The sequence below is a fragment of the Microbacterium sp. bgisy189 genome, assembly GCF_057707225.1.
In genome coordinates, this window is the sequence record NZ_JBYIPT010000009.1 from 128,616 (window position 1) to 145,765 (window position 17,150).

The window sequence follows — 17,150 nt, forward strand, 5'->3', positions numbered from 1 at the left end:
GTAGCCGCGAGATGAGGTGTCTCTCGGCCCAGCCGAGCATCTGTAGTGTGGAGTTGCCGCCACGTGTCGCACCGGGGCGGTCTTCTATGCCCACCCCAGGGGGATCTCGTCTTGTCGCACGCCGTTTCTCAGCCCGTCATCCGTTACCCGCGCGCGCATGTCGCCGCGATGGTCGTCGTCGCACTCGTCGCGTCGCTCCTGTCGGCGTTCGTTATCGCGTTGCCTGCCCGCGCCGCGCAGATCGTCGCGCTCGAGGCCTTTACAGACACCCCCACGCTCGCCGGTGAGCAAGGCAGCCTGCGCCTCGCCGTTTCGAACCCGACGGGCGAGGCGTGGTTCAACATGGCGGTCGCGGCGACGGTGCCGGCTGGCGTGAGTCTCGCCGACGGCGGCGCGATACTCGGAGTGACACCCGTCGCCTACACGAGCGCCGACGATTCCACGATCCCGGCGGGCGTCACACGCTACGTGTGGGAGGACATCGTCGACCTGCCCGCGGGCGCGGCTTTCTCGGCCGAGGTAGGACTCACAGTCGCACAGCCGGTGTTCGATGATTCCGGTTCAGCGACGACCAACGATGAGGCTTTGCACCCTGTGGGGTCGGACTTTGACATCTCCGTCACCGCCTACACCAGCACCGACCCGCGTCTGCTGCCCTGGTTCGCCGGGAGCTCGGCGAACGACCCGACCGCATCCGAAGCAGTGACGCATTCGAGCCCCGTGCGCACGCCCACCACCGAGATCACGTCGCTGCGGGTGACGAAGACCGAGCCAAGCCCCGAGGCTGAGCTATTGCGCGGCGTGCACGACTTCGCCACGACCTACACGATCCAGGTCGAGAACACCACGCAGGGTTCGACGAACGACGTCACTGTCACCGACTACCTGCCCGCTGGACTCGAGTTCCTCGGAAACGGGCAGGCCGACTACTCCGCCAACGAGGAGTACCCGGGTGCGGGCCCCATCAGTCACGCGGCACCGGCCGGTTACCGCACGCCGCAGACGATCGACACGATTGTCGCCGACGCGGCCCTCGCCGCCGAACGCGGCCTCGTCGAGGGTGCCGTCTACACGGCTGTCACGTGGGTGCTCGACCTGGAGCCCGGCGAGATCGCGCAGATCCCCTACCTCGCCGGCATCCCCCTGTATGAGAACGCGCTCTTCGACGGCACCGCGCCGAGCCCCGAGTCGCTCGAGCAGGCACCGAACCTCGACAACAACACCGGGGCGTCGACTCGTCACTCCGACGAGGGCACCCCCGCCACCGACGGCAACACCCTAACCAACGTTGCCACCGCCACCGGGCAGTACCAGGGAGTCGTGCGCACGGGCGCCGACCGCACCGCGACCGACGCCGATGACGAGACTGTCTTCGCGATGGATGTGCGGGTGCTCAAATCCGCCAACCGCGAGACGTTCGCCGCCGGCGAAGAAGTGACCTACACGCTGGATATCGCAGCCAGCGAGTACACGGACGCCTCACAGATCGAACTGATCGACCGCCTGGGGGACGGGCTCTGCCCAATAGTGCCCACGGGCACCGACGTGCGCACCGGCACCATCGAGGTGCCGACCCTGGGCGGCGGCGTCGAGACTTTCACCGGCGCTCCCGTCTCGGAGTTCCCCGCGACGTGCGAGCTCGTCCCCGCCGCGCCGAGTGTCGCCGGGCTGCAGTGGATCGCGTTTGACGCCGACAGCGGGCTCTTCTATGCCGGATTCACGATCGACACGATCCCCGCGGGGAACGACGCCCAGGTGCAGTACACCGCGCGCATGCGCACGAGCTACACCAAGGACGGCTCAGGCAACACCTCATCGACCGACGCGGTGGTCAACTCCGTCATTATGACGGGTGCGACCGACCCGACCCCGGCAGTCGCTGAGGTCACCGGTCCCGGCACCGAGTCGGTCGCCGATGACTCCGAGGCTGTGCTCACGTCGCGCCCCGACTCGATTTCGAAGCGCGTGCTGCCCTCCGACGTGCCCCTCGCGTCGGGCGACGACGTCTGCGCCGTTGATCAGGCCCTCTACTCCGACACGCTCGCGGGCGGCTTCGTGCAGGGCGACACCGTGTGCTACGAACTGCGCGTGAACTTCTCGGCCGACGCCGATTCACGAAACCCCATCATCACCGATGTGCTGCCCGCAGGCGTCTTCGTCGACCCCGCCGACATACGTGCAAGTGTTGTGGTGCCCGGCGATGGCACCACAACACTCGATCCCGACCAGTGGCAGGTCGACGGCGACCGGGTCGTGATCGAACCCGCCAGCGACGTGATCGACGGCGACCGCTTCGTGCGCCGCGGTTCGATCCTGATCGTGCACATCGCGGGAACCGTCGAGCAGTTCTCCGTCGATCCGCTGTCGCTCGACAAGCACGAGAACCTGATGAAGTTCCAGCAGGAGAACGTCGACGCCGTCATCACGTTCGCCCGCACGCAGGCCGACATCGAGGTGCAAGCAGGCCTGCAGCTGAGCAAGGGCATCGCGGGCGTCAATGGCGACACCGTCGACGGTGCCGCTGGATGTGATGGCACCCTGCCCGACTGCGACAGTGTTCAGGTGGCGCAGGGAGACCGTGTTGGCTATCGGATCGACCTCTCGGGCGGACCGACCTCGGTGACCGACCCGACGCTGGTCGGCGCCACCTACGCGGTGTCGGATGTCGTGGTGTGGGACCGCCTGCCCGACGCGATCCAGCAGCTGATCAACGTCGATTCCGCTGTCATCTCCGAGCTCGACGTCGACGCCTCCGACGATGGCGAGCTGCTTCTGTCGGGTGATCCCGGCTACCCGGACGATGCGCCCGACGACCAGCCCGCGCTCGTCGTATGGCAGGGCGTCGGCGCCGCAGCCAACGAGGTCAGGACGCTCACCTACGACCTGACGATCCCTGTCGGCCTGCTGATCGACACCGACCACGTCAACACCGCGTCGATCATCGCCTACGCGGTCGGCGCGAACGGCGGCGGGCAAACCTCGATCCGTCCCGACGGCTCGCTCTCGACCGCAGAGAGCAACGCGCCGGGCGAGGGCACGCGCGACACGAGCGATGTGCACCTGCCTGCAGCATCCATCGACAAGCAGCTCGTGACGACCGAGATCGGCGCGCTCACAAGCGACATCGACACCCTGAACACCAACGCGGTGATCGTGCAAGGCGAGCGGGCCACGTTCCGGTACTCCGTCACGATCCCCGCGCACACGTCTGTCGAGAACGGCGTGCTGAGCGATGGGGGCGTGCTGCACATCGGGAGCGCGACCGGGACGGTGGCCGGCACGACCCTCGTGGGGTCGACGACGGCCAAGCCCGCCGGCGTCGCCGACGACGACTGGGACGACTTCGTCTTCGACGCGGCCACCGGCGCCTTGTCCTTCCCCGACCTCTACACCAACAACACCGACGCCGACCAGGTCTTCTCGATTGACCTGACGTTGTGGGTGACCGACCGCGACGCGAGCAACCCGTTACGAAACCCCAACATCGCCAACAATGCGACGCTGTTCAACACGGCGACCTTCGAGAGCGATTCCTGGGACGGCTCGGACAGCGCCACGGTGCAGTATCGCGAGCCGAACCTGCAGATCAACAAGTCCGCCGACCCCGCAAGCGACGTCTCGATCGGCAGCCCTGTCGAGTACGAGCTGCGGGTCACGAACACCAACCGGGTCAAGGCCTACGACGTCGAGGTGATCGACACCGTTCCCGAGGGCCTGATCGTGGATGCTGCCACCATCTCGGGAGGCGGTGTTCTGACAGGTGTGGACCCGGCGACGGGCGGCGGTACCATCACGTGGCAGATCGCCGAGGTGCCGGCCACCGCGACGCTGATCTACGAGGCCTCGATCGACCCCGACACGGGCGGCGGCCAGAGCTACGAGAACGTCGCCGACGTGACCGGCTACACGCTGCCCGCGACGCTCGACGGCGACGACACGACAGCCCGCCGCGGCGACCGCGTCGACACCGATGAGCAAGTCATCACGGCCACCACCGCCGGCATCGTCAAGGGTGTGCTCGTGGGTGCCGGGGCCTACGGCGAGAGCGCCACGGCCCCGATCGGCGAGACCGCCGAGTATTCGGTCGAGGTCACCCTGCAGCCGAACATCAACTACTACGATCCCGTGATTCGCGACGTGTTGCCCGAGGGCGCCGCTCTCGTCGAGGCCAGCGTCTCGGGTCCCGATGAGACGAGCGCCACCGACACGATCACCGGCGAGTGGGCGCGCAGTTACGACGCGGGCTCTCGCACGTGGTCGTGGGCGTACGACGGCGACATCGCCAGCGACCCCGAAACCCGCACACTCACCCTCACCTACGACGTGCTGCTCTCGGATGCAACCCCGGATGACGTGACCGCACTGCCCAACACGGCGACCTTCGCGTGGACGACGCAGTCGGGTGGCGGCGATCCGCAGGGCGTCACCGACACCGCGACGGTGACGATTCTCGACCCCGTCGTCGAGGTCGCGAAGACCGTCGACGACGCGGCGGCGATCGATGTCGTGCCCGGCGACGAGTTCACCTATCGCCTGGTCGTGACCAACACCGGCAACACCCCCGCATACAACCTCGTGATCACCGACGTTGTGCCCGAGGGCATCGTCGTCGACGCCGCCACGATCAGCGACGGCGGTGTGCTCACCGGCGCCGGCGCGAACGGGGGCGGCACGATCACCTGGATGGCGGGCACGGCGGACGCCGAGGCCCTCGACGGACCCCTGCATGAGCAGGGATCGAGCGCGACCCCGGTAGAGATCGAGTTGACGTACGACGCGACGCTGGCAGCATCCACCGCCATCGACACGGACGCGCTGGTCAACACCGTCACGCCGACGTCGTGGGAGTCGTTCGACGAGGGGGGCCGCGAGTACGGCCCTGGTGAGAGCGACACCGCGTCGGTGGAGCCCCTCTTTCCGTTCGTCGAAGCCGCGAAGGCGGTCGCCGACGGCGACACAGCCTACGAGGGCGACGCATTCGGCTGGGTGCTCACCGCCACGAACACCGGGAACGCCGCCGCGCAGACGGTCACGCTGACCGATGAGCTTCCCCTCAACTGGCAGTACACTGCGACGTCGGCGATCACGGTCGACGGGGTGGCCGTCACCGGGTCGCTCGCGCCCACTGTGACCGGTGCGCCCGCGACCGGCCAGAGCCTGCAGTGGACGTTCGGTTCTGAGTCCGGCGCCGAGGTGCTGCCGGTGGACGGCGTCATCGAGATCCGTTTCACCGCGACGCCGCTCGAGGACGCGCTGACCGACGCGGGCGTGACCCTTCCGGATGGGACGGCCGTACCGCACACCAACACGGTGGCGGTCGCTGCGACCGACCCGACGGGTGCCGAGGGCAACGCCGAAGGACCATACGCCGGCCCCGACGCCGACGCCGACGCCTACCTGCGCTCCGCCGACCTCGCGGTCGACAAGACCGCCGCAGACCGCGTGGTCGCGGGTTCGGGTGAGGTCGAGGGCTGGAGCATCGAGGTCACCAACAACGGCCCCGACACCGCGGCGGGCCCCATCGTCGTCACCGACGAGACCGCGCCGCTGCCCGAGGGCATCGCCGTGACCGGCGCCGCGGGCGAGGGATGGAGCTGCACGGTGCCCGTGCGCGCCGGCGACGGCACGACGACTCTCGAGTGCCTGCGCACCGACGAGACCGAGTCGCTCGATGCGGGCGCGTCGTTCGCCGAGATCGTCGTGTCGATCGAGGTCGATGCCGATGTGGATGTCGCGGCGCTGGCCGCCGACGCAGTCTCGAACACCGCCGAGGTGGAGGGGCGCACGTCCGACCCGGTGCCGACGAACAACAGCTCGACCGACGTGCTGCCGATCGAGGCTGAGGCCGACCTGAGCGTCGTCAAGACGGTCACGACCGCTGACGTGCTTGCCGGTGCACCGATCACCTGGCAGATCGCGCCGACCAACAATGGTGACTCCGTGTCGCTGAGCCCAGAGGGCGACCGCATCACGATCACAGACACAGTGCCCGCGGGGGTGACGGACGTCACGGTCACCCCGTCGTCGCCGTGGACGGCGACCGCCGAGAACGGCTTCCCCGCCCAGGCGGGCGATGAGATCGTCCTCACTTACGCCGCCGACGCGATGCCGGTGGGCGCCGCGCCGACGATCCTCGTCACAGGCACGATCGACTCCGGCTTTGGCGAGGGTGACGAACTGGTCAACACGGCTGAGATCGCGCCCGGTTCGACGACCGACCCAGACCCCGACAACAACGTCTCGACGGTCGAGGTCACTCCGGGCTCGGAGGCGACGCTCGCGGTCGCCAAGACCCGCGTGGTGTTCTCGGGCGGCGCGTGGGTGGATGCGGCGTCGCTCGACCCGGTGCCGCCTTTCGAGGCCGGCGATCCCGTGTCTTACCGCATCGCCGTGACGAACGATGGTCCCGCCGACGCGCGGGGTGTGCAGGTGCGCGACGAGGCACCCGACGGGCTGACGTATGCGTCGCACGAAGGCTTGTCGGGGGCGTCCTGGGCGCGCACCGACGGGCCGGCCACAGGAGATCAGGTATTCGGACTTGGGGCCGATCTGATCGCAGGGGCCACGGCATCCCTCATCGTGACGTTCGACAGCGATGCGGCCCTCGAGGGCGACATCGTCAACACCGCGGTGGCCTCGGCGACCAACGGGGTGAACGAGCCCGAGGACGTCGACGACACCGGATCGACACGTGTTGCCGACCTGGCGATCGAGAAGTCGCATACGGGTGAGGCGATCGCCGGGGCGACGCTCGAGTACACGCTCGTCGTCACCAACGAGGGGCCCAGCGTGTCGTCGGGACCCATCGAGATCGTCGACACCCTACCCGCGGGCATGAGCTACGCGGCCGATTCGGCGACCGTCGCCGTGGCCGGCGGAGCCGCCACCGCGGTCGAGCCCGCCGAGGCGGGCGCACAGCTGACCTGGTCGGTGGGCGACGCCTCGACGACGCTAGGCGTAGGGGAGCAGATCATGATCGTCTTCACCGTCGATCTCGCCGACGTCATGCCCGCACAGTTGGGGCTCGAGAACGTCGCCACCGTCGACGGGCCCGAAGATCCGAACCCCGACAACGATCGCGCGGCCGACCCGACCGACATCATCACGCAGGCCGACATGACGATCGTGAAGGACGTCGAGGCGGGCCCGTGGGTGGCCGGCACCGAAGTGCAGTACCAGATCACGATCGACAACGCAGGCCCCTCTGTCGCCGACGCCCGCATCGCAGATGTCGTGCCCGCGGGGCTGAGTGTGACCGCGATGTCGGGAACAGGCTGGGCCTGCGACGTCGACACCGCCGTCTGCGAGTTCGACGGGCATCCCGTCGGAGAAACGACGATAGCCGTCACCGCGCTCGTTGACGCCGCCACGCTGCAGGGTTCGGTACTCGAGAACGTCGCTGAGCTGACGTGGACCGACAGCCGCGGTGCGCACAGCCAAGACGACCCGGCCGAGATCACCGTCGACGCCCGTGCCGACCTGGGCATCGTCAAGACGGCGGTCGACGCCGACGGCAACCCGGTCACCGAGGTCATCGCCGGCGACCAGGTGCGCTACCTGCTCGAGGTGCACAATCACGGCCCGTCGGATGCTGTCGGCCCGATCGTCGTGACCGACCAGCTGCCGTTGGGCTTCACCTTTGCTTCGGTCGCCGCGTCGGAGTGGGTGTGCGAGGCATCTGCCACAGTCGAGGGTGAGGTGGTGTGCGAGCTGGATGTCGCACGCCTGGCGGCGGGAGTAACGGCGCCGGCGATCACGCTGCTGATCGACGTCGACCCGGCCGTCGCCGAGGGTGTGCACACCAACACCGCCGTCGTGTCGTCTCAAACGACCGAGCCGGACCCTGACCCGAACCCGAACACCGACGACGCCACTGTCGACGTCGTGCAGCGCGTGGCGCTGAGCGTCGTCAAGACGCACGACGCCGCATCCGTCGTCGTGGGAGGCGAGCTCGCGTTCGAGATCGCCGTGTCGTCGGCGGGGCCGTCGACCGCAACAGGCGTGACCGTCACCGAAACGCTGCCCGCGGGGCTCGAGTACGTTGGGTTTGAAGGGACGGACTGGAACGAGGTCTCGGTCACCGGTGATGCCGCGACCGGCACGGTGGTCGAGTACTCGCTCGCAAGCGCGATCGAGCCGGGCGGCGCGGCTCCCTCGCTCGAGGTGACTGTGCTCGTGCTTCCCGAGGCCTACCCGGGCGTGACGAACATCGTTGAGGCCAGCGCCACCCAGCCGCCGATCGACCCCGATGTGCCGGTGACCGATGACGACGAGATCGTCGTGCCGGGTCTGTCAACCCTGGTTGTCGACAAGACCGCCCGTGCGGGTGCGTGGCAGGAAGGCGGCACTGGGTCGTTCACGATCTCGTTGCGCAACGACGGGCCGACGGCCGATCCTGGCCCGATCACGGTGACCGACACGATGCCGCGCGGGCTGACCGCTCAGTCGTCGTCGTCGACAGATGCAAGGGTGGAATGCGTCACGGAGTCTGGTTCGGTCGTGTGCACACTGGCCGACGGACTCGCGGTCGGGGCCTCGATCACGATCGTGATCGACGTGGCGATCGGTCGCGGTGCGCACCCAGCTGTCGCGAACGTCGTGACGGTGGCGACCCCGACAGCGCAGACCGGGGACGCCGTGCTCAACGCGACGGCGTCTGTCGAGGTCGCGGCCGATCCGCTGGCCAACACCGGCAGCTCGCCCGTGTGGCTGCCGCTCGGTGCTCTCGCGCTGCTGCTGATGGCGCTCGGCCTGTGGATGATCGTGATCCGTCGCCGCCGCGAGGTCCTGGTTTGATCCGAGCCGCCGTCTGACCCGAACCCCGCCGTTGCCGCTGTAGCGGCGGGGTTCGGCCGTAAAGAAGTCAAAGAGGCAACAGGCCAGCGGTGCAGGCGGGATCCGCATCCCGTCCAGAAGCGTCCTGACACAGAATCGCGCACGCATCGTTTCCGCGATGTCGCAGATCGAAAAGCAACTCTCGTGAGACAAAATGCCCTCTCGCAGTGAGCACGTCTGTCGATGACAGTCCAGTCAGTCGTGTCGCGGTGGCCCAACTGGCGTGAGAGTCGACCTGAGCGTCAAGCGCCAGAAGTGGCGTGTTTTGTAAGCAGCTCACTGATCCCGCCACCAGCGGCTGCTATGGCCCTTGCTGCTGGATCGTGCACGACCGCGCGCCGGCCAGATCCGGGTCGTCGTAGTCCTTGGAGAATCCGTCTAGCGAGATGCCGATCGATGGGGCGAAACGGTGGTCATCACGATCACAGACGGTGCCGACGACATCGCTTCCGCAGAGGACGGGCCTCTCCGGGTGCCACGGGCCCCGTAGCGGGTCGGTGCTGCGTTCGATGAGGCCGGGGCGTGTGCGAGCGTCTCGACCGCGAGGGGGCCGACGACGGAGACCGGCGAGAGCGCTACCTGGCCTGCGAAGACAGTGTGTCCCTCGCCGGTTCGTGGGGCGAGACGAGCGCGTCGAGATCGGTCACGGACCCATGATCGAGCAGGCCGTGGACATTGCGGAGTGGTTCACCCGCGGTTCTGGATTGTGTCGATCAGTGAGTGCGCTGTAGCGGGCGTTGCTCGCCACCACGGCCTCCGCCCACCGGGTCGCGGCCGTGATGTGCAGGCCGGTGAGGCGCGCGATCACGGGGGCGGGCAACTCCTGGGCGAGGGAGGCCAGGGCGCCGGCGCGGGTATGACGGGCACGGATGCCGAACTTTGCCAGCCGGTCGGTGAGGGAGTCGCGGGAGAGTGGTGCGCCGTGATGCTGTCCGGGAAACAGCCAGTCGGATTCGCCGGCGTCGGTGAGCAGGCGCGGCGCGTCGCGGTGCGCGCGGGCAGCGATCGCGAGTTGTCCGATCGCCTCGGGCAGCTCCAACGGATCCGGCCCGAGCCGGATCATCACCGGGTCTGCTGCGGTGATGTCCGTCACGCGCAGTAGGTGCAGTCGGGCCACCGGGATTCCGAACAGGAGCAGCAGCGCGCCCGCGAGCCGGGTCCGGGGATCGTCACCGCGAGCGGTGAGCACTCCGCCGAGCAGCTCCCAGCGCTCGTCGACGCTGGCGCCGGTGGGTGTGTTCGAGGTGCGGCCCAGGGGAGGGACGTGCAGGCGCGGGCAGGTGCCGCTACGGGCCGCCCACTCAAGGAACGCCGCGACGCGCCGGCGAAGTGGTGGTCCGTCTAGGAGCCAGAGATCCAGTCGCGGCTGATCGAGAACGGCCAACGACTCTGAGCGGCCGGTGAGCCAGCTCATGAGGTCGAGGACTCGTAGCAGTTCCTGCCTGCGTCCGTTCGACTGCGATGGCGTGACCTGATCGGTCTGGTCGCGCAACTGCCGCAGATGACGCCAGCGGACGTACCGGTCGAACAGGCGGCGATGATCTGGGTTGACGATCTGCGCCGATCGAACCTGGCACCAGGTGTCGAACCGGACCAGCTGCTCGTCTCGCGCAGGGATCAGTCCATGCTCGGCCAGCAACGCCCGAACAGGGGCCGTCGACCCTGGACTGCCCAGCCGATCCAGCAGCGCGTGACTCAGCAGCTCCCCACCGGAGAGGGCCTCCCGCAGGATCGCGACCGTCGTGTTGCGGCGGAAGGCGTCCAGGGTACGTCGCTCGTCCGCGGCCAGGAACCGGTCGCGTAGTGGCCCGAGCATCGGATTGGCCGCCACGACATCGTCCGATAGCAACTCGCGGATCTTGTCGTCGGCGTAGCAACGATCACACCAACGGCGGCGATGCAGCCGACCGTGCGCCCCGCAGCGACGGCAGTCCCGGAACATCAACGGGCTGGTCCGGGCGCAACGCTGGCAGAGCGGACCCTTGTCGGTGCGCGCGCTCACCCGCGCGTCGCGGCCGCAGCCGATGCACGCCTCCACAATGTGCGGGGCGCAGGACCAGCAAAGCGGCTCCCCGTCCGGGGTGTGCCGAATCGGGAGCACCACCCGTGCGCAGACTGAGCACGGTTTGCGCTGGAGCGCGCAGGGCGTGCAGATCGCCTTCGCCGTGCTCGCGAAGCGACATTCCCGTTCCCGACCGCAACGGTGGCAGACATCGACGCGCGCGGCCGCGTAGCAGCCCACGCAGATCGCCTTCGATGTGCCGGGGAACCTGCATCGACCCGAGGTGCCGCAGACCGTGCAGACATCGGCGCCGGGCGCTGTCCGGCATCCGGAACACATCGGCCCGTCCGGAGTACGCACCGCGATCAGCCGGTGAATCCCGCAGCCGATGCACTCCGCGGAGGATTCGGGCAGCCGGTTCGTGCAGCTCTGGCAGAATCGGTCCCCGTTGGGACGCCGGAGCTCCAAATGGGCCGTGTCCCCGCATCCGTCGCAGACCGCCATATGCCCGGCCTTGTAGCAGGCGCGGCAGCACATCCGCCCGTTGAGTCGGTCCGGGAGCCTTCCGATCCGGCCGCAGTGCCCGCAGGCCAGGGCTCGCACCCGGGCGCCGAGACCACGCAGCCGCTCGTAGAACGTTGCGAACAAGACCGACGCCGCGGGCGGGTCGGCGATCCAGTTGACGCCGAACAACTCGCATTCCAGCGCGAGTCGCAACCTGCGATCCGCTTTCCATCCCTCGGTCGCGCTCAGCATCATGCTGAGAGTCCCGCCGGGAATCTGTTCGGCCACGAACCGATCCAGGCGCTCGTCGGCAACACCCTTCAGCGCACGCCAACAAGAGCGGCAGTACGCCCGGTCGCCTACCTGCGCGTGCCGCAACTGCCCATTCCGCTCACATTCGACGCAGTCGATCAGCACCGCCAGGCGTGCCCGCCCGCAGGCCTCGCAGATCCGGTCCAAGCCGTCCCGACGACTCAGCAGCACGACACGACCGCAGTGTGCGCAGCCCGGCGGGCGAACGGTTCTCGCGCCGGCGGCGGCGAGGTCGAGCAGGATGCGATCCAGCAGCCGCGGGATCCGCGTCGACCCCGAGAGCAGCATCCCCGGATCCTCGGTCAACTGTGCAAGCAGACGCCGCCCTGCGGGTTCCTGGAGGACCGTGCGGTCCACGACTCCCGCGATCACCTTCCGAGCAACCGTCTTCTCGACCTCCGTGATCGCTGCGACCAGGGCGTCGCGGACCTCGTCACCCATCCTTGGGGAGCACGCGCGCCCGCGGTGGGCGCAGGCCCTTCGCGCGCAGCATCGCCGCGCCGCGCGCGGGCTGGTCCTCACCGTCGGTGCCGGTCGCCGCCGCGGATGCCCCCAGGTCGACCTTGCGGACCAGCTCGTCCGCGCTGCACTCGAAGATGTCCATCAACGCGACCAGCACGTGCATATTCAGCCGTTCCGGCTTGTCCGTCGCTAACCGGTAGATCTGACTCGCCGACAATTCGATCCCACGCTCGCGCAGCAACGGCACCAGCTTCGACGTCGCGAAGATCCCCGACGCCGCCATCACCTCACGCAACCGCCACTCATACCCGATCACCTTCATCGGCCCCTCCTTCCTCCTGCGGCCGCAGCCGCCCCAACGCGTCCCGCATCATCTTGTTCGCGAAGTCGCCACTGACCCCGGTGTAGATCGACGTCGTTGACTGGTGCTGATGCCCGACCTGCCGCTGCACGAACACCGGATCAACCCCCTCCTCGATCAGATGCGTTACATAGCTATGGCGCAAAGCGTGCGGAGACAGCACCCGGTCGAACCCGAGATCTTCCCGATAGGCGGCGAACCGGTCCGATAGTTCCCGCGTGCGCAGCCTGGTGCCGCGCTCCGAAAACCACATCGCCCGCTCACCATCCGGCCGCATAAGTGGCCAGACGTTATCCAGATAGTCCTGCACCGCCTCCACCGCCCAGTCCCGCAACGTGACCACCGAGCGACGCTTGGGCGGGCCACCCTTGGACGCTTTTCCATAACGGACGTGCAGCATCCCGAACTCGCCGAACTCTGGCGCGTGCGCGTTGCGGTAGAAGTCGGTCACATCCAGATGGACCGCCTCGTTCGCCCGCAACCCCCACGCGTACATCACCCGCAGCAGCACCGCATCCCGATACGCCGGAAGTGCACCCTTGCGGCCACTCTCGAGGCACCGATCGACCTCCGAGTCGGCACGGTCAAACAACGCCTGCAACTCGGACCGGGTCAACGGTCGCCGCCCCGGCCGGCCTTCGTAGTTCTGCAGATGCCGGGTCGTGTTCCAGTCGTGACAGACCTGCACCGGGTGCGTCCCGAACCGCAGTTCACACTCCGCCGCCCACCCGTAGTGCTCCGATATCAAATACTCGCAGAACTGTCGTACAGCCTGCTGATAGCCGCGGATCGTCGACGGCGCCAAGTGCCGTACCGTCACCAGATCCAGCATCCACTCGTCGAACAAGCCCGCCGACCACAACCACGGCCACGAGCCTGCGTGCGCATGGAACTGCCGCACCGCGCGCACCGTTCCGGCCACATAGTCTTCGCGCAGCCCGCGCCCGCCCATCAGTTGCGCCCGCCAGCCCGTCACCATCGCCTCGAACACAGTCTCCTCGGCACGCAGGAACGAGATACCCGAGGCCAGATACAACCCCGCCACGCCATGCGCCACCAGCCCTGAAACCACCCGGATCGCTCCCATCAAACGCATACAACATGCATTAAACGCGAAGAATCGAATTGAAAGCAAATCGTACCCAGTCAGGAAGCGGCACCAACGATGTTCGCAGTACGATCAAGGTCACCTAGAGCCTGCAGGAATCTGCATCAGACGCAATAGGGCGCGCTTGTTGCCATCGTCGGTGCCCGCGCCGCGTCGGAATACGGCGAGCACGTGGCGGGAGAACTCGCATCTGGACTGGCCGAGGCCGGTGTCGCGGTCATCTCGGGCGCCGCGTACGGCATCGACGCCTCCGCACACCGGGCTGCGCTCGCTGCCGGAGGGACGACGCTGGCGGTACTCGCGGGCGGAGCAGATCGCTCCTACCCGGTCGGCAACACCACCCTGATCGACCGGATCGCAGAACACGGCGCGGTCGTGTCCGAAGCGCCGTGCGGCACGTCGCCGAGCAAGTGGCGCTTCCTGTCGCGCAACAGGGTGATTGCCGCGCTGTCCGATGTGACGATCGTCGTCGAAGCGGGCCGGCGCAGCGGTTCGCTCAATACCGCAGGCCACGCTGCGACGCTCGGCAGACCGCTCGGTGCGGTTCCGGGACCGGTCACGAGCGCTGGGTCGGCGGGTTGCCATCGGCTGCTGCGCGAATACGACGCGACGTGTGTGACCGGGCTCGACGACGTTCGCGAACTGCTCGGATTCGACGCAGGGCAGCCCGATCACGGCGGCGGACGCACTGACGACAGCACACGTGTGCTCGACGCGCTGTCCTCACGTACGGCTCGCACCGTGGACGAGATCGCGCGCCGTTGTGGGATGGCCCCCGACGAATGCGGCGGGCTGCTCGCACTGCTCGAGCTGGCAGGCGCCGCCGTGCGCGACGACGTCGGAGGGTGGCGGCGCTCCGGCGGCGCGCGTTGACGCGGTGCGCCTGCGTCGGCTGTCGGCTGAGCGCGGCATGCTGGTGGCATGCTGCTGCTGGACGCGATCGACGCCTACTGTGCGCACCTTGCGCGTGTACGCAGGCTCTCGCCCGCGACCGTGCGTGCGTACCGAGGCGATCTGAGCGACCTGGCCGATCACGTCGGACCGTTGGATGTCGGCGGCGTCGACCTCGAACATCTTCGCGACTGGCTCTGGCGAGCGACACAGCGTGGCGACGCTCGAAGCACGCTCGCGCGCCGGACGGCTGCGGTTCGCGGGTTCTTCGCGTGGTGCGTCGAGGAGGAGATCGTCCCGCTCGACCCCGCGCTGCGCCTGTCGGCGCCCAAACGCGGCCGCACCCTGCCGAAGGTCGCGACCGCAGCGACGATGTCGAACGTGCTCGATCATCTCCGGGTGCGGGCAGATGACGGCGATCCGGTCGCACTGCGGGATGCAGCGGTGCTCGAACTGCTCTACGGTGCCGCGATCCGCGTGTCTGAGCTCGTCGGACTCGACGTCGACGATCTCGACCGGACGCGCGGCACGGCGCGCGTGCTCGGGAAGGGCGGCAAGGAACGCGTCGTGCCGTTCGGGGCTCCTGCGGCCGCGGCACTGGATCACTACCTCGTTCGGGGTCGCCCGGCCCTCCGCAACGAGGGCGCGGCGGGCCGGGCGCTGTTCCTCGGCTCGCGCGGCGGGCGGCTCGGCACCCGTGCCGTGCACGACATCGTCACGCGCGTCCTGGGACCTGCGCTCGGTGAAACGGCGGTCGGACCGCACACGCTGCGCCACTCCGCAGCCACGCACCTGCTCGACGGCGGCGCCGATCTGCGCGCGGTTCAGGAGTTGCTCGGGCACGCCAGCCTGGGGACGACGCAGATTTACACGCACGTGAGCGCTGAAAAGCTGCAGACCGCCTACCGGCTGGCACATCCTCGCGCGTGAGGCGGGGGCCCCTCAGCAACACGGCAGCAGGACTGCGCGCACGCTCGCACCGTACATGCGCATCGGGTCGACGTACTCGCCGTGCAGTCGCAGGCCGAGATGGACGGTCCCTGCCGCTGAGTGGCCGCCGGTGGCGACGGTCGCGATGCGCATGCCCGGTTCGACCTGCGTGCCGACGTGCACGTCACTGAGCACCGGTTCCAGCGTGGTGACGAAGCCGTCCCCGTGGTCGATCGTCAGCAGCGGTCTGCCCGCAACCGCCCCGCTGAACGCGACCACGCCGGATGCCGGTGCGACAACCGGCGTTCCCACTGCGGCCGCGAGGTCGGCACCGCGGTGCCCCGGTCCGTAGCGATGAGCCGGAGCGCGGAACGGCTCGACGACGCGGCCATCGACCGGACGGACCCAGGACATGTGGGATGGGCTGTCCGCCGCGACCGGCCCAACCGCTGCCGTTGCGGGCACGACGCCGGCGAATGCGAACACAAACAGAACCACGAGCGTGACGCGAACAGGATTGCGCATGCCGATCAGTGTCGCGAACACGCCGGCATCGCACTCGAGCGCACCCCTGATCTGGGCAGAATCCGCACTCGACCGCGGCTGGGGAGGAGGCGGCGCGCTGATACACTGAAGACGCACCCCGCTCGTCGGGGTGACTACGCGTGCCCAGAGCAGGCGATCCCCGGATCGCGTGCGGCACCGCTCCCGAGGTCTCCCGCTGTGGCGGGAGCGGGCGCGGGCCGGGCACCAGGATCACCGCAATCGCGGCGAGAACAACCGAAATCGGCGTCATCGTGCGCCAGAACAGGAGAACGGCCATGGCCGTCGTCACCATTCGCCAGCTGCTCGACAGCGGCGTCCACTTCGGGCACCAGACCCGCCGCTGGAACCCGAAAGTCAAGCGCTTCATTCTGACGGAGCGCTCCGGCATCCACATCATCGACCTGCAGCAGTCGCTGTCGTACATCGACCGCGCCTACGAGTACGTCAAGGAGACGGTCGCCCACGGTGGCACCGTGCTGTTCGTCGGCACCAAGAAGCAGGCGCAGGAAGTCATCGCCGAGCAGGCGACCCGCGTCGGCCAGCCGTTCGTGAACCAGCGCTGGCTCGGCGGTCTGCTCACCAACTTCTCGACGGTCAGCAAGCGCCTCGCCCGCATGAAGGAGCTCGAGGAGCTCGACTTCGAGAACCCGGCCGAGAGCGGCTTCACGAAGAAGGAGCTCCTGCTCAAGAAGCGTGAGCTCGACAAGCTGCACAAGTCGCTCGGCGGTATCCGCAACCTGCAGAAGACGCCGTCGGCCATCTGGGTCGTCGACGCCAAGCGCGAGCACCTCGCCATCGACGAGGCCCGCAAGCTCGGCATCCCCGTCATCGGCATCCTCGACACGAACGCCGACCCCGACGAGTTCCAGTTCCCGATCCCCGGCAACGACGACGCGATCCGCTCGGTCAGCCTGCTGACGCGCATCATCGCGGACGCTGCGGCCGAGGGACTCATCCAGCGCCACAACCCGACGGACGAGTCGGCCGAGCCGCTGGCCGACTGGGAGCGCGAGCTGCTCGAGCAGGGCGGCGACGCGCCGGCCGCGGACGTCGCAGAGGTCGAGACCGCCGCGACGGAATCCGCAGCGGACGAGGCCGGTGCTGAGACCGCCGCTGAGGCGACCGAGGCCGTTGCCGACGCTCCCGCCGGCGAGGCCACCGAAGCCGAGGCTGAGAAGGCCGCGCAGTAATCACCCTTT

7 protein-coding genes and 1 pseudogene are annotated in these 17,150 nt (G+C 68.5%); 4 read left to right on the top strand and 4 right to left on the bottom strand.

The window, feature by feature from the left end; genetic code table 11:
• The first annotated feature begins 111 nt into the window (after nt 1-111).
• A complete protein-coding gene (locus AC3ENX_RS12075; RefSeq protein ID WP_434812126.1) occupies nt 112-8,796 on the top strand; it encodes an LPXTG cell wall anchor domain-containing protein in 8,685 nt (2,894 codons plus the stop codon).
• 682 nt (nt 8,797-9,478) lie between these two features.
• Here the strand turns inward: AC3ENX_RS12075 and AC3ENX_RS12080 are convergent.
• Genes AC3ENX_RS12080 through AC3ENX_RS12090 form a run of 3 tightly spaced genes read right to left on the bottom strand, consistent with a single transcriptional unit; the run spans nt 9,479 to nt 13,563 of the window.
• Entirely contained in the window at nt 9,479-12,094 is a 2,616-nt protein-coding gene (locus AC3ENX_RS12080) for a hypothetical protein (protein WP_131490953.1), read from the bottom strand.
• A complete protein-coding gene (locus AC3ENX_RS12085) occupies nt 12,087-12,437 on the bottom strand; it encodes a helix-turn-helix domain-containing protein (protein WP_131490954.1) in 351 nt (116 codons plus the stop codon). Before AC3ENX_RS12085 ends, AC3ENX_RS12080 begins: the two co-directional genes overlap by 8 nt.
• Entirely contained in the window at nt 12,418-13,563 is a 1,146-nt protein-coding gene (locus AC3ENX_RS12090; RefSeq protein WP_205802283.1) for a tyrosine-type recombinase/integrase, read from the bottom strand. Before AC3ENX_RS12090 ends, AC3ENX_RS12085 begins: the two co-directional genes overlap by 20 nt.
• Nucleotides 13,564-13,710: 147 nt before the next feature.
• Between AC3ENX_RS12090 and AC3ENX_RS12095 the strand changes: the two are divergent.
• Nucleotides 13,711-14,457: pseudogene (locus tag AC3ENX_RS12095) on the top strand (DNA-processing protein DprA); the annotation flags it as partial.
• 48 nt (nt 14,458-14,505) lie between these two features.
• Nucleotides 14,506-15,405 (top strand): tyrosine recombinase XerC, encoded by a 900-nt coding sequence (locus AC3ENX_RS12100; protein ID WP_434812127.1) that lies wholly within the window; start codon nt 14,506-14,508, stop codon nt 15,403-15,405.
• 12 nt (nt 15,406-15,417) lie between these two features.
• Here AC3ENX_RS12100 and AC3ENX_RS12105 read toward each other — a convergent pair whose 3' ends face one another.
• Nucleotides 15,418-15,819 (bottom strand): murein hydrolase activator EnvC family protein, encoded by a 402-nt coding sequence (locus AC3ENX_RS12105; protein ID WP_434812128.1) that lies wholly within the window; start codon nt 15,817-15,819, stop codon nt 15,418-15,420.
• Between the two features lie 407 nt (nt 15,820-16,226).
• Between AC3ENX_RS12105 and rpsB the strand changes: the two genes are divergently transcribed.
• The gene (gene rpsB / locus AC3ENX_RS12110; RefSeq protein ID WP_434812129.1) at nt 16,227-17,141 is read left to right on the top strand and encodes a 30S ribosomal protein S2; all 915 of its coding nucleotides are present in this window, start codon (nt 16,227-16,229) and stop codon (nt 17,139-17,141) included.
• The last annotated feature ends 9 nt before the right edge of the window (nt 17,142-17,150 follow it).

Bases quoted from the DNA above. Each gene is read 5' to 3' on its own strand.
- AC3ENX_RS12100 (WP_434812127.1), top strand. From the start codon at position 14,506: ATGCTGCTGCTGGACGCGATCGACGCCTACTGTGCGCACCTTGCGCGT.
- AC3ENX_RS12085 (WP_131490954.1), bottom strand. From the start codon at position 12,437: ATGAAGGTGATCGGGTATGAGTGGCGGTTGCGTGAGGTGATGGCGGCG.
- AC3ENX_RS12105 (WP_434812128.1), bottom strand. From the start codon at position 15,819: ATGTCCTGGGTCCGTCCGGTCGATGGCCGCGTCGTCGAGCCGTTCCGC.
- AC3ENX_RS12090 (WP_205802283.1), bottom strand. From the start codon at position 13,563: ATGGGAGCGATCCGGGTGGTTTCAGGGCTGGTGGCGCATGGCGTGGCG.
- AC3ENX_RS12080 (WP_131490953.1), bottom strand. From the start codon at position 12,094: ATGGGTGACGAGGTCCGCGACGCCCTGGTCGCAGCGATCACGGAGGTC.
- rpsB (WP_434812129.1), top strand. From the start codon at position 16,227: ATGGCCGTCGTCACCATTCGCCAGCTGCTCGACAGCGGCGTCCACTTC.